Annotated in this window: 10 protein-coding genes; 6 read left to right on the forward strand and 4 right to left on the reverse strand. The window is 62.0% G+C overall.

The window, feature by feature from the left end:
- Positions 1 to 322: 322 nt before the first annotated feature.
- The 6 genes from TRD_RS09745 to TRD_RS09770 are packed head-to-tail and all read left to right on the forward strand — an operon-like array spanning position 323 to position 10443.
- On the forward strand, positions 323 to 991 hold the full coding sequence (locus TRD_RS09745; protein WP_264353694.1) for a DUF4007 family protein: 669 nt from the start codon (positions 323 to 325) through the stop codon (positions 989 to 991).
- Positions 978 to 1478, forward strand: coding sequence for a hypothetical protein (locus TRD_RS09750; protein ID WP_012642943.1), 501 nt, complete (start codon positions 978 to 980; stop codon positions 1476 to 1478). The genes TRD_RS09745 and TRD_RS09750 overlap by 14 nt, the downstream gene beginning before the upstream one ends.
- Complete coding sequence (locus TRD_RS09755; RefSeq protein WP_143714756.1) at positions 1462 to 5667, forward strand: coiled-coil domain-containing protein; 4206 nt, start codon at positions 1462 to 1464, stop codon at positions 5665 to 5667. The genes TRD_RS09750 and TRD_RS09755 overlap by 17 nt, the downstream gene beginning before the upstream one ends.
- Positions 5667 to 7847 (forward strand): PglZ domain family, encoded by a 2181-nt coding sequence (locus tag TRD_RS09760; RefSeq protein ID WP_012642882.1) that lies wholly within the window; start codon positions 5667 to 5669, stop codon positions 7845 to 7847. Before TRD_RS09755 ends, TRD_RS09760 begins: the two co-directional genes overlap by 1 nt.
- Positions 7844 to 9292: a BREX system Lon protease-like protein BrxL gene (gene brxL, locus TRD_RS09765; RefSeq protein WP_012643236.1), complete on the forward strand. Its 1449-nt coding sequence runs from the start codon at positions 7844 to 7846 to the stop codon at positions 9290 to 9292. Before TRD_RS09760 ends, brxL begins: the two co-directional genes overlap by 4 nt.
- Positions 9289 to 10443, forward strand: coding sequence for a cysteine desulfurase family protein (locus tag TRD_RS09770; protein WP_041437216.1), 1155 nt, complete (start codon positions 9289 to 9291; stop codon positions 10441 to 10443). Before brxL ends, TRD_RS09770 begins: the two co-directional genes overlap by 4 nt.
- A 402-nt stretch (positions 10444 to 10845) precedes the next feature.
- Here TRD_RS09770 and TRD_RS09775 read toward each other — a convergent pair whose 3' ends face one another.
- Genes TRD_RS09775 through cmr4 form a run of 4 tightly spaced genes read right to left on the reverse strand, consistent with a single transcriptional unit; the run spans position 10846 to position 14481 of the window.
- The gene (locus tag TRD_RS09775; RefSeq protein ID WP_012642491.1) at positions 10846 to 12177 is read right to left on the reverse strand and encodes a TIGR02710 family CRISPR-associated CARF protein; all 1332 of its coding nucleotides are present in this window, start codon (positions 12175 to 12177) and stop codon (positions 10846 to 10848) included.
- 3 nt (positions 12178 to 12180) lie between these two features.
- Positions 12181 to 13128, reverse strand: coding sequence for a type III-B CRISPR module RAMP protein Cmr6 (gene cmr6, locus TRD_RS13800; RefSeq protein WP_012642605.1), 948 nt, complete (start codon positions 13126 to 13128; stop codon positions 12181 to 12183).
- On the reverse strand, positions 13121 to 13543 hold the full coding sequence (cmr5, locus tag TRD_RS09785) for a type III-B CRISPR module-associated protein Cmr5 (protein ID WP_012642478.1): 423 nt from the start codon (positions 13541 to 13543) through the stop codon (positions 13121 to 13123). Before cmr5 ends, cmr6 begins: the two co-directional genes overlap by 8 nt.
- 14 nt (positions 13544 to 13557) lie before the next feature.
- A complete protein-coding gene (cmr4, locus tag TRD_RS09790) occupies positions 13558 to 14481 on the reverse strand; it encodes a type III-B CRISPR module RAMP protein Cmr4 (RefSeq protein WP_012642808.1) in 924 nt (307 codons plus the stop codon).

A 14481-nucleotide genomic window follows, 5' to 3' on the forward strand; every position in this document is an offset into this window, starting at 1 on the left:
CGGAGCAACCCGAGAGAATTATGAGTGCAATCCGACGATGCGACGGAAAAATGAGGATAATAAATCACTCGAGTATGCTCCGTTATGCTCAAGAAATTTACCAATGTGCAACAGTGTAATACGCAGATAATATGCCAGAGACTACATTTAACTATAGGAGGATGCGGTGGCCAATCGAGTCGGTACAGTTTTTCATGAAAGCTTTTCATTGAACAGACCAGCAATGGCGAGTATCCTGGCATTAACGAAAACCTTTGGCAGCGTTCCTAATTTTGCAACCATTAAGCGAGAAACTGTCTTGGGTAATAACTATATTAAGGCTATGCCTAGGTATGCGCAGGGTTGCGGACTCGTCACAGCGGACTCACTAACAGTACTTGGCAATCATATAGCTAAAGCTGATCCAACCCTTTCTTGCTTATCTACTCATTGGCTCATGCACTATCACCTGAGCGCACCGCAGGGGCCTGGTCCGTGGTTCTGGCACTACTTGGTGACGCGTGTCCTCAAGCCTGGGTACGAAATCAGCGGGCATCACCTTGCCCAAGAACTGGCGCACGCGCTGCGCGAGCACGGTGGTACCAGGTTACAGGAGCGAACGATCCGGACCACAGCGACCGTTTTCATCGGGTCCTACGCCAAGCCGGAAGGCCTGTCGGCCATCCGACTCCTGCAACAGGTCGGCAGGGACCGGTACCTCGTGCGCCAGCCGGAACCTGTTCCGCTTTGGGTCTTCGCGTATGCGCTCGTCGACACGTGGAGGCAGCTCTGGCCCGATCGAGTGACCGTGAATTTAGCCAGCCTCTTCGAGCCTGGTGGACTTTCCAGCATTTTCTTCCTCGACGAGGCCAGTGTCGATCAGCTGGTCGTTTCCTTGGCTCGCGAGGGACTGATCGATCTCTACCGTGTCGCTCCGCCGTACCAGCTCGTCCGACGCTGGGAGGGGGATCCGCGAGGGCAGATCTTGGAACGGGTCTATGAGCATCCGTAGCCTGGCCGATCTTGCGAACGAACTCCGTACGACAACGAAGTTGGTGCGTACCGGCGTGGTGCTCGTACCACCAACGGCACTTCGACAGGTCAAAGACGCAGCATATCGAGCCGGGCTGGACGTGGTCGACTATGTGACGTGGAAGCTCGAACGCTTGGCACCAGGACAGCGATCCGTTCCGCTCAATGTGGGCAGCTTTCTTGGGGACTTGGACGAGATCGCGAATGGGAACTCGGTGAGTGGATGCATTCTGATCGCCAATGCGGATGTTCCACTGGCGCGATTGCACGTGCACGAGCGTACACTCGTCTGGGACCTTCTCCTGAATTCGTTCAAACGGCGTCGACAGGCGATCGTGCTCGCGATCCCGCGTGGGGCTTACCACCTGTTCCCGCAGAACCACGAAGAGGAATGGACGCGGTTGGGGCGGATTGCAGCGATCGAGAGGACGGGAGACAGGGGGTGCGTCGATGCTGACGATCGGTGACGTCGTACGCGTAGATGTCCAAGGAACATTCACCCCCGATGTGCAGATCACGGAGTTCCGCGATCCGCAGCGGAACCAGCGACTGGTGGAACGCTACATCTTCACGAGTCGGGAGCAGGGGCACGAGCTGGGCTCGGTCGAGCTGTTGTGGACCATCTGCGAGAGCTTCCTGCCCGGCTCCAGACCGAACCGATTACTCGTGATCGCGAACTACGGACACGGTAAGAGCCATTTTGCCGTCACAGCAGCCAACTACTTCGGGCAACCGGTCGATTCACCGGCTTACCGAGCAGTGCTGGACCGGCTGCGGCACGTCATCGGGGATTCGTTCCAAATGCAGCGCTTCGAGCAGTTTCGGTCAGAGCGGCCGCCCTACCTGATCGTGCTCCTCCGCGGAGACGAGTCGACGACCTATTTCACTGGAAAGTTCATCCGGGCGCTGGAAGAGGCATTGGATGCACACGAGGAAACACGGCTGCGCCGACCGCCAGGGTGGTTCAACCTTGCAGAGCGGTTTCTCGAAGAGATGCTGCCCGAGCTGCAAGTCAAGGCCGAGCTTTTCCTCGGGGAACGGTACGAACTCGATTTGGCGGCGTTGAAGCAGATGGTACGCGAGCGCGACATCAAGGCACTTGACCTCTGCCGGGAACTGAGCCGCCACTTGGTCCATGTCCCCCTCGATTTCGGCGAGGCGAGTTTGCGCGAGGCAGTCGAGTGGGTCGCAGACGAGTTTACTGGCCAAGGGAAGCCGTTTGGCGGCGTTCTCATCCTGTTCGACGAGTTCAGCACCTTCGTCGACAGCTATGCACGCGGTTCGACATCCGGGGAAGCGGCGCCGTTGCAAGATTTGCTGAGCGGCGTCGAACGGCGACGAGGAAAGGTGACATTCGTCGCTTTCGCACAGCTCGACCCGCGGAACATTCTCGAGGAATCGAGCACGCTTCAGACAAAGGCGTCCGGTGTCCTGAAGGAACTCGACCGTTTGGACGAAGCGATCACGCTGCGTTCGGTCCTCGAGGAGGTGGTCGACGCCTACTTGGCGCAAGACGAAACGGCCTGGCGCAAACTCGAAGAGGAACTCGTCTTCCGCAGAGAGATCCAGAACGCCATGAGTGTCACTCTCGGACTTTTCAAGCGCCGCTATGAAGAAGAGCTACGGTGGAACCGCGACCATTTTCGCGACACTGTCGTCAAGGGTTGTTTCCCGCTCCATCCGCTGACGACTGCCTTGTTCGCGACACTCAAGTTCGGGCGGACGAGCCAGCCCCGCTCGGTCCTCCGATTCGTCTTCGACCAAGTGAAGGCAAAAGAAAAGGAGCCGGCCCTCCGGGACGACGGGCGCGTGAACTGGGTGCTCCCGATCGTCTTAGTCGATGAATTCGCTGGGATGTTTCCGGAACCAACGTGGACGATGTATCAGCAAGCAAGGGACAGGCTCGGATCCGAGGCTGACCCGCTCCTCCAGATGGTCCTGAAGGCAGTGCTGCTGATCTTGGTCGGTGAGCTACCGATGAAGAGTCTCCGAAGTCAGACCCTGATCGCCCACCTGTGTGGACAGGACGAATCGCGCGTGCACGGTGCACTCGACGAGCTGACCAGACGGCACATCCTGCGGTACGATCGCGCGGATGACCGTTACTTCTTCTGGATTACACTACCATATCAGTGCGAGCAGATACTGAACGATAAGATAAACAAGTTATCTCTTTCAATGAGTGTTCTTCAAAATATCGTAGACTATCTACAAAAGCACGGATATCTGGAACCCGTACGGGTCAACGTCTCTTGGGGATCTCCGGGGGACTGGTTGGCTGACTACGCCCTGATCACGGCACGGGAGTTTTCCGAGGAAACATTGAGGAAGTTAGCACAGAGAATCATCGCTGACCCGGGTAGAATCGGGGCCTCGCGTGGACTGGTAATCTGGGCATTGGCGACAACGGCTGAAGAGGTGGACCATTACCGTCAAAACGGGCAAGCGGTACTGACACGGGCATTGGAGATGGTTGGGTACCCGCAGCTTCCCGTCGTTCTCATGCGACCGCAGCAACCAAATCCCGATTTATCAGAGTCACTCAAGCGACTCGCGGCGCTTCTTGCTTTCAACGACAGTGAAAAGCAGGAGTGCGGGCGGGAGCAGTACGAGGACATGCTAAAACACCAACGTGAACAGGTGGGTAAACTCCTCGACCAGCACCGGTCGCGTGGAGTTGCAGTCATCCCGAGAGCGTTGAGTATCATACGGCGTCTTGACCCTCCCCTGTCCCTTGAGACTCTCCTCCTAGAGGTGTTCAAGGCGGCATTTCGAAAACGGCCCCAGGAATTCTTCACTCAGTACCCTCAGTACTCCAAGGGACCTTCACCTTTTCGTAGAGCAGTCACGGATCTTGCCCACGCTTTGGCCCTCGATAACCTGCTTCAGCTGTATCCAGGAATGAAGACGAGTAATGCCGTCGCAGCAGAACTCTTCGATAGGTACCTCGGTCCTTCGGGCAAATGGAAGCTCGTCGGTCAGCTGTATCGGATCCAGTCGCCGCCGCCAGAGAGCCCACTCTGGCCCGCTTGGCGGGTGCTCGAGGAAAAGATTCCGGTCGGGGCGAAGGGCGTACGACTGAGTCCGATTCTCGAGACACTGCTGAATCCGCCATATGGCTATGACGCAGCGACTCTGCTCCTGTTGCTGAGCGCTTGGTACGGCTACAACCGGCAGTTTCTCGAACTCAGCGTCAACGGCCGGCTGCATGAGTTGCATGAATTGATCGAGACTTCCGGCAAAGGCAGTCCAGCCAAAAGACCTCAGGACGTCCTCGCCGGGTTGATCAGCGCGACGGTCAGTCGGCGCGATCCGGGCGAACTGGTTCGCAAGGCGCAAGCCATCGTCGAGCGAGTCGAGCGGCGCGAGCGTGTTTCCCCCGACACAGCAAAGCAAGATATCCAGGTGCTCGAGCAAGCGCTGGACGCACTCGATCCGAATACCGAGCAGCGGCAGCGCTTCAGCGTCACGAAAATCCGGCTGGAAAAGGACCTCAACACAGCAAAAGAGTATACGGAACGAATCACGATTATCAGGGAGCATATGAAGAGGGAAACAGATCCCGGTAAGCTGCTCGACCTCGTAGACCAACTCGCAAGGCTGGACGAGCCGAATGGCGTCGTCGAGGCAGAACCGAAGTCCCGCCTGCAAGAGGAAGCGAGGGACAAGCTTCAAAAGGCGGTGGAGACGACTTGCCAGCGCCTCGAGCGATTGACGCATCATGGCGACTACCAACAACAGGAGGCGAAACTCGCGGAACTACAGGAAGAATTGGAAACGCGAGACCTCCGGGGTCTCGCACAACGGGTCAGCGAGGCGCGGGTACGACTCGCGGCGGAGCGCGAGCGCTTGGAGCGGGAGGAAAAGGATCGCATTCTGGTACAGCAACTCGCTGCGATGATCGTCAACGAGCAGACAGGGCTTGCGACCCTCCGGCGCTACGCGGACGAACTAGATCGGTTGCAGGCAGCGACTGAGCGAGGCGAGCGAGAAGTCGCGACCAAGCGTCAAGCGGTCCAGGAAGCTCTTGCACGGCTCGAGCAGCAGCTGAGTCAGCTCGAGAGCCGGCTCCAAGCGGTGCACGACAGCCGTGAGGCTCGCCAGGTTCGCGACCACATTTTGCGTCAGCGCTACCTGTACGAGGAAACTTCCGAAGTCGCGACGATCGATCAGCTGGAGCAACGGGCGACGGAACTGCAAAGCTGGCTCGAGGCTCTCGAGCGACTCCGCGAGCGTGATTTCCACAGCCCGGTGGAAGCGACAGCGATCCAGCAAGAACTCGATAGACTCGCGGATGTTCATCCGTGGCTGAGCGAGGCGCACCGGGAGGTACTAACGCGAGCACGCCAAGTAGTGCAGGAACGAATCGTGCGCAAACGCCAGGCGGCGCAATCCTGGCTGGACGATCTCGAGCGACGGATCGCGGCAAAGGAGAACCCACACCAATTGGCGAAGGCCCTCGAGCAGGAACAACCTTTCCTGCCTGACTCGGAGAAGGAGCGGCTCGCACGCCTCCGCCAGGAAGTCGCAGAGATGCTCGAAGCAGACGCCGAGGGTCAGGTCATTCGGTACTTCAAGCAGATCCGTGACCGCAAGCGACAGTGGGAACTGCTGCAGCGACTGATGGATCTCGTCTCGGGGACCGAGGAGCCGTGATGCGCGAGGTATGGTTCGACCAGGACGGACTGTGCCCACCGCGACCGGGTACCGTGTCGATCAGCGACGACGTCTCGTTTCTCGAAGAGATCGATACCGATCGCCCGCTCTTGATCCGGGGTCGACAGCGCTGCGAGTGGGCACGAGCGCTTGCCGACGCACGAAACTGGCGAGTGCACGAAGTGCAACCGCTCAGGGAGGAACTTCTCACACTCTGCTCAAGCTTGACCACGGAACAAGCAGAGGAAATTGCCCAGCGTCTGGGCCAGCGCTTTTGGGATCTCCCGCGTCCTCTAACGCTCGCTGGGGTAGCGGAAGCGCTTTTCGGAGGAGTATTTTGGAGACATGAACCGAGCGAAGAGCATGCAAGCGCTTGGCTGACATGGCTGGTCGAGCGGGCTCCGACAGGGGTCGATGCGGTCCTGGCACGTGCTCTCGCTGGACTGTGGCAAGGGAGGTCGGACGGCATTACCGAGTATTGTTACCGAGTGACGACCCGCGAGGAGGCGATACCTATCATCGCTGAAAGGCTGGGTCTCCAGCCGTCGGCTTTCCCCCGCGAGGAATGGGAGAAGTTCCCGCTGGAACTACGGGAAAGCGTGGTGCAAGCGATAGAAGAATGGGTCCGGAAGCAATTGATCGCATCGAACGGTGCGGCAGTCGACAATTGGATCGCGGCTGGAGTATCGCCGCGGGTTTGGTCTCGAATCGGAAACCAGGTTTCTCAGTACTTCAAGCAAAATCCCCAGTACTTAACGCTCGAGCGACTCGACGCCCTGCGACCGTATCTTTCCAGTTTCGAACTGGAGCGGTTGGCTAGCTTGTGCCCCAGACCGGATCCGGGATTGCCACCTGAGGGGTTCGAGGCAGTTTGTCAGTGGTTTCGGGACCGCTATCTGCCGTGGCGAGAGTGGACTCTGTCCAGCGGGGATGAGGCTGCGCTGGAGCGCGCCCGTGAGATCGGTCGGCGCTTCGCAACCTGGTGTCTGGAACAGTACCCGAAGCTCGGGGTCAGTCCACAGGCAGGGCAGCTGTTCGGCTGGGCACGAGTGAACGAATTGAGAACGCAGCCGGACGACGCAACCGTCACGCTCTTGGTCATCCTCGACGGCTGCAGCGTGAGTGACGCAGTATCGCTGCTTCGACATGTGCAAGCAGAGACCGACCGCTTCACCGTTACCCGGAACGATGTCGTACTCACGTCGGTACCCACTGTGACCCAGTTCACCAAGCCTGCACTGCTTGAGGGAGTACCCCCAGACCAAATCAGGCAAGCAGATCCAGACGAGACTTCGTCACGTCTGAGAGAAGTGATTGCAGCCCTCGAGCGGGCAGCTCCGGGAGCAGTTGTCACCTGGCGGCTCAGCGAGCCCGACGCGAGTTACCACCGGGCGCGGACTCGGGAAGACGCCAACAACGAGGTGGATCTACGGCTACGGAGCATTGCTAGAGCCTTGCGCCAAATTGCTGACGAGGTGCCAGCTGCCAGACGGCTGCGCGTCGTCCTGACGACAGATCACGGTCGTTTGCTCGGCAAGGCACGGCGTACCCTCACCGTACCACCAGGCTGGCACACGCATGGGCGAGCAGCGTGGGGACCAGCGACTGGTCAAAGGATCAACACCGGTTTTCGGATCGAGGAGAGAACCGCGCTGCTCGATGCCGCCGCATACGATCTTCCAGCCGAGTATGCCTACCGAATTGCCTTGACTGATGAGGCTTTCGTCACCAGCGATGGGCGCGGTGGCGAGGAATGGTTTCCGCACGGTGGCCTCTTTCCGGAAGAAGTGCTCGTGCCGTGGATCGAACTCGAGCGCGATCTCGCGGTGCCATCACCAGTCGTCGCGATCAAGGGTGATGGGCGCGCGTACGGGAGCGGTACACTGGTAGTGATGGTGACGAACGAAGCGAGTATTCCTCTCCAGTTGCTCAAACTCGAATTGGAGTTCCGGCAGAGGAGAGATATCGTCTCAATCACAGAAACGATTGGCCCGCTTTCGCAGGTGACGATCACGCGTCAGATCGAGTCGTGGCCAACGCCGCAAGACTGTCGAGAGGCACGGGTTCGATTGACGTATCGATTGCCGAGCGGCGCCCACCCCACCATCCAGGTCGAGAAGATCGAGCTGACGAGCAGGACACTCTACGATCAGACCAACATCTTGGAGGACTTGCAATGACGAGCGTCGCCAGAGTCGTCTCGGGAAGCGAGTCGCTCGCCGACAAGGTGGAACGGGTCTTTCGCGGCCTGGTGATCGACAAGCGCCGCTTGCCGGCAAGCCAACTCCAGAAGCGAGGTGTGCCAGCCTACGTCGGTGAATGGCTCCTCGACACCCTCGTTCCGGGACGCGGAGAACTGACGGAGGAGGAGGCTCGGAAGGTTCGGGAGTGGGCAGAAAAATATGTCCCGGGACCGAACGACCAACAGATCATCAAGCATCGGCTTTTGCAGGGCGAGGTCATCAAGGTGTTGACACCTGTTCAGGTCGAGGTGAGCTTAGCGAGGGCGACGCGGAGCGCCAAGCTACGGTTGTTGGGGATCGAGGATGCTGCTATCTCCGACGAGTTGCCGACACGCTACCCCGATCTGCTCCGGCAAGGCATGTGGGGCGTCGTCGAGTTGCTCAGTACGGGGGACGGAGTGGCAATTCAATCCTTCCGCCCGATGCAGGCATCGCTGGATCTCGGTCTCTACAAGGAGGCGAGGCAAGAGTTCACGCTGGACGAGTGGCTCCGGCTGATGCTCACCTCAATGGGGTACGCACCGGAAGCCTTCACGGCGGAAGAACAACTATGGCTCATCGCGAGGCTCCTTCCGCTCGTGCAAAAGAATCTGCACCTCGTAGAACTTGCCCCCAAGGCAACGGGGAAAAGCTACTTCTATGAGAATATCAGCCCCAGGGTTCGCTTGGTGAGCGGCGGAAACATTACTCCAGCAGTCCTCTTTGTGAACAACGCGACTGGTCAGTGGGGTTTGCTCGCCCGGTACGCAGTCGTCGTGCTCGACGAAGTCCAGACACTGAAGTTCGAAAAGCCCGAGGAAATCATCGGTGGATTGAAGGGTTTCCTCGCTAACGGTCGGTTGACCCGCGGAGGTTTGCACGAGGCATCGAGTGACTGCAGTTTCGTCATGCTGGCGAACGTCCCTTTGGACGAAAAGCAGGAACCGATCATCCAGCAGAACTCACTGGTCGACTATCTACCAGAGTTCATGCGAGAAACCGCCTTCCTCGATCGGATCAAGGGTTTGCTCCCCGGATGGAAGATCCGGAAGCTGAGTAAGGAGGCCTTCGCCAACTCCGTCGGTTTGAAGGCGGATTTCTTCGGGGATGCCCTACTCACACTGCGAGAGGACCTCGAGATCGACCAGTACTGCGCTCGTCGTATCCGCCTCCGCGGTAATCGACCATACGCGCGCAACGAGATTGCAGTGCAAGCACTCGCAAGCGGGATGATGAAGATCCTGTTTCCGCACGGTCGCGTAAGCGACTGGGATTTCAGACATTATTGCGTCGAACCAGCAGTCCAACTCCGGCAGGGTATCTGGGACCTGCTGTACCAACTCGACGGCGAGTACCGACAGTGGGACCGACTGATCGAGGCCGAGATAGTGCCAATGTCATGAGCGTCAGACCGATCTATCTCGATTACCATGCGACGACCCCCTGCGACCCGCGCGTCGTCGAGGTGATGTTGCCGTATTTGACCGGCGACTTCGGCAACCCAGCCTCGGGGTTCCACGTCTACGGCCGTCGCGCCGCACGAGCCGTCGAGATGGCCCGCGAGCAGGTCGCTGCACTCATCGGTGCACAGGCAAGCGAGATAGTGTTTACGAGTGGAGCAACCGAGAGCAACAACCTCGTGCTTTTGGGCCTCACCAGCAGCGACCAGTCACGACGACGGATCGTTACGACGGCTGTCGAACACAAGTCCGTCCTGGAACCGTGCCGGATCCTTCATGAGCGCGGCTTCGAGGTCGTCGTCTTACCTGTCCTGCCAGACGGGACGGTCGACCTGGCTGCAGCAGAGGCTGCCATCAACGAGGAGACACTTCTCGTCAGCGTCCAGACAGCGAACAACGAGATCGGATCTATCCAGCCGATCGCGGTGCTCGCCGAACTTGCACATCGCCGTGGTGCACTGCTCCACACCGATGCGGCTCAGGCGGTTGGCAAAATCCCTTTCAACGTCGAGGAACTTGGCATCGATTTCGCCTCGGTTAGCGCTCACAAGTTATACGGACCGAAGGGGATCGGTGCTCTCTACGTACGGAGCGGCCTGCGACGACGTCTGACTCCCCTCCTGCTCGGGGGTGGGCAAGAGTTCAACCTCCGGCCAGGTACGCTGAACGTCCCGGCTATTGTGGGATTCGGCGAAGCGTGCCGGCTTGCCCGTGAGGAGATGCCTGAAGAGGCAAGGCGAGTCGCAGCCCTGCGCGACCTCCTCGAGAGTCAACTGGCGAATCGGATTCCCGGGCTCCGTTTCAATGGTCATCGCACGCGCCGATTGCCGGGAAACAGCAGTATCACCTTTCCGAAAATCGAGGCGGATGTCCTGATCGCGAACGTACCCGAAGTTGCACTGAGCACAGGATCGGCATGCTCGTCAGGGACGATCGAGCCTTCTCACGTCCTGACTGCAATCGGCCTCGACTGGGAAGAAGCGCATGCGACGATCCGGATCGGGATCGGACGGTTCACGACGCGCGAGGAGATCGAGCGCGCCGCGCACCTGATCGCGATAGCCTGGGAGCGGCTCGTCGAAGCAGGTCAGTGATCGATCAGCCGGTGTCCTCAGCCCCTGCCCACTGCTCGACTCTTCGTCCACATCCCCAGCACGCAGCACTCATTGAGCACGGCCGGAATCGGCTGGGGGCACGGTACGGATCTCGACGCGCACGGGTACCAGTGCTCGGCAGCGCACGAGTTGCACGGAGCGATGGCACGGAGGGCCGCGCTCACGCGGGTGATACGACGCACCGACGGGAACGGTCGCACGCCGGGGCGCTCGTCTCCATGCTGGACTCCAGCGACGGGAGGACTCTCCGGTGAGACGCGCTACCATCCCAAAGCGAGCGGTGAACCGCACTGTCCTCCGGCGGCGAGGACTCGTAACTCTCTGCCCAGCACAGCTGGTGCACAGCACACCACCAGTCCGCCCGACCGTACCCCCTTCCCCTCAGTCAAGATTGGCCAGGAGGTCGGCGCGGGGGAATTGCTGGTGCTGCAGCGCGCGCCGGACACGGGTACGACTCAGTTCGGCCAAGGCGGCACGGCAGAGCGCGAGACCTGCCTGGCCGTGCTCGCGCCAACCGGTCGCGGTGACGGGCGCGAAGCCGTGGGCGAGGAGCGAATAGTTGCGGTGCTGCGTCCACTGCAGGAGGCGCGGACGCTCGGCGGCGAGCCAGCCAGCGAGCGGCTCATCGGGGAGGTCAGCCAAAAGATCCCAGGCCTGAACGAGGGCGAGCCGGACCGGCCCGTTTCCCTCGGTTCGCCCAGCGAGCTTGGCTCGCCAGGCCTCGGGAAGGCCCGCCAGCTCGACGTCGCTCGTGTCGATGCGATGTCCCAGCCAGAGGCGCAACTGCACGAGCAGCTCGAGCGCGCGGTAGACGCGGGCGACTGCATCGTCGTAGCGGGACTGGGTCGCCCGACGCTCGGCATTGAAGAGGATGTCCTCGACGGCGATGTAGGGATCGCGCAGCTGCTCGAGGGGAGTCAGGCGCGACCCGCGAGCATCCGGCTGACCCGGCGCGAAGGCGTGGACGACGCTGGTGAGCTGGTCCAGAACGGTGAGCCAGCTGTGCCAGTCGCGCCGGTACAGCTCCAAAAACGTCTTCGCTGTCGCCAGCTCGTAGCGATCCCAGGCATCGAAGGCACGGCAGAGGTTGCGGGCATGTTCGAGCCGGGTGCGCAGGGCTGCCGAGAGTTCGCGCTGCAGAGCCTGGTCGAGCGTAGCCGCCGCCTCAGCGTAATCGAAGCGCTCGAGCGCGAGACGCGCTAACCCGACGAAGCGACGCGCCCGGACGTCATGGACGCCGCTGACGGGGGCGAAGCTCTCTGTCCCCGGGATCACGGTCGCCTGGTGTCCGCGCGCTCCCCGCACCAGGCGGAGTTGCACCTCGGGCCGTCCCTCGCTGTCCAGGGCAGCCAGGACCAGGGCAGCGCTCATCGACTTGGTTCCCGCGGTGTAGTCGGCCAAGAACTCAGCGTCCGGGAAACGACGCCGGAGATCGGCGAAACACTCTACCAAGCGCTGGTAGCAGGCAACCAGATCGTCGGGATCCTCGAGCGAGACGACCTCGTAGCGCTCAGGTGGGAGACCGGTGAGTGCGGCGTAGTCGTCGACGAAACGCAGGCTTCCCGCCTGGAAGTCGGCGGCGTGGGAGCACACGAAGGCGACGAAGTCCGGGCGAGCCTCGCGCAAGGCGTAGGCTTCCGGTCGATCGGCGACGTTACCGTCCGTCGGCTTCCCGACGTTGAGGACGAGGACGCGACGCACTGGCTGGTTCATCGTTCACTCCCTGTTCCGGAACACGCCGTAGCCGCTCGTCGTCTTGGCCCCGAAACCGAGCTGGGCCAACCCGTTGCGGAGCCAGCCCAGAGCGAGCTGCCGGAGTCGGCCATCGGGATCGCTCACCCCCTGGCGGAGCCCGATCGCCAGGCGGTAGCGCGTGCCCGGCGCGACAGCCAGGAAGGTGATCGGCTTCGGGTTCTGCCAGGGGGTCGGCGGCTCCTTCCCGCTGTAATAGTCCGGATAGTGGGGCGTCATCACGTCGAGCTCGAGGCGCCAGCCAGGTTCGGGGTAGGCGTCGAAGAAGACGAGCGCACCGGCCTGGCCGACCTCGTGCGCTTCTCCTGAGCGGGGTACGCGGCCGAAGACGGCGAGGAAGTCGGGATCCGACTCGTTGCGTCGCTCGACGAGATGGGCGTAGGCACGGGCGACACCCTTGAGACCGCTCCCCGGCAGCACGGGAAAGCCGAGCCGGTCGAAGCGGAAACCGATCTCGAGCGGGCCATGGGCGCCGAGGCCGCTGACCAGGCGCGACTCCAGTTCAACGGAACATGGTTCCGCTCCGGCTGCGCGCACGGTTGCTTCCCAGCGCACCAGGATCTGCTCGGCGAGAGCGTCCTTGGCGAGCCGCTCGGCTGCTGCGATCACCTCGCGCAGGAAGTCGCGGCGCGGTGTCGCCTCGGTACGGTCGCCGAAGACGGCTGCTTCCGGCGCGAAGCGATCGAAGAGGAGCCCGGGGTTCGCCACCTGGTTCCGGACGCTGTTCCAGAGCATCCGCGTGGCGGACGGGAGGAGCGGGTGCGGCCGCCCTCGCTCGCCGTCGGCGTGCTCGGCCGATCGATCACGGTCGCGTGGTGGGCCGGAGCGGCCCCCCGAACGTGGTCGCGCTTCACCGCGTTGCGGTGGACGACCGTTGCCGCGCGGCTGGTCGGGTCGCGGTCGCTCACGCATCGGCTCCCTCCTTCACCAGCTCGGCTTCGGCGAACCGCTTGAGCCAGGCGAGGAAGGCGAGCGCCTCCAGCGTGGCGCGGCGGTACTCGGCGACGCTAGCGTGGCGGACGATCCACTCGCGGAGGTCGTCCAGCTCCTGACCGGTCAGTTGCGTGCCCACCCAGCGCGAGAGGTCACGAGCGAGGTGGAGGTGGGCATTGACCTGCCCAGGCTTGTCGGGCCTCTTGGAGACCAGAAAGGCCAGCGTCTGGCCCAAGCCGTGCAGCTGGACGAGCGAGGCAGCCTCGCGGGCGAGCTGACCGTATTCTGCAGCATAGCTCGTCCCCTTGACCGCAGCCACGCATGCCCAGGCGCGGGCTGCACGCTGTTGCTCCAGTGTGCGCTGCTGCGTCGTACGGTGTACCGGCTGGCTCACGGCTCACCCTCCCTTCATACCCGCGCGACGCGCAGGACGACGGCACCGCGGCCGGTCGTCTCGTCGCCACCCAGACGGACACGCCGGCCGTCGAGCTTGCCCGTCAACCAGCCAAGCAGCGCGCGGCCGTCCTCGTTCACCTTGTCGTAGCGCGAGCGGGTCGTTGCCAGGAGACCGACCAGCAGCGTTTCGGCCGGCAAGGTCTCGGTCGTCCAGAGGGCTCCCGGTTCGACCGTCTTGGTCTCGTCCTTCAGCCGCACGTGGGCCTCGATCTCGGTCGCGTAGAGAACGAAGTCGCGGAACTCGTCGTCGGGCAGGACGCAGAGATGCTTGGCCAGGTTCTCCCGCCACCAGGCGTATTCCGGCGTCTGGGGCAGGGCGAGGGCGACCAGCCACTCGGCCAGCGCCGAGACGAGACCGGCCAGTTCGCCGGCCAGCGTGAAGCTGTACTCCTCGAGGACGACACCGACCTGCTGACCAGCCGGGGTGAGGAGCGCGCTGCCATTGGCGACGGCGCACTGACCCGGCTGGAGGCCGGCGAAGCGGGTGGGGTCGACCGGCCCCTCGATCCCGGCCAGCTTGGCCAGGCGCACCAGGCGTGCGAGCACAGCCGGGCTGGTCGTCCAGGCGAAGACGCCAGCCAGCGAGCGGACCGGGAAGAGGACGACCTGGAGATCGGTCACTTGGAGCGCTCCAGCATGGGTGGAAGCTTCCTCCGGGCGATCGGGGCCGAAGAGGGCGCGGTGGCGCTCGGCATCGGCGCCGTTGGCCTGGGTCGTCGCGCGGAGGACGCCCTTGACGCTGGACGCCTGGGCGATGGGGAAGCCAGTGATCCGCTCGCGCTGGATCGGGAGATCGACCGTGCCGACGGCGCGGCCGGTCCCAGCGTGTACCGGTGTTTCGCAGTAGGCGAAGAGCAAGGCACTCGCTTCGGCCAT

The sequence above is a fragment of the Thermomicrobium roseum DSM 5159 genome (assembly GCF_000021685.1).
In the GTDB taxonomy this organism is placed as follows: domain Bacteria; phylum Chloroflexota; class Chloroflexia; order Thermomicrobiales; family Thermomicrobiaceae; genus Thermomicrobium; species Thermomicrobium roseum.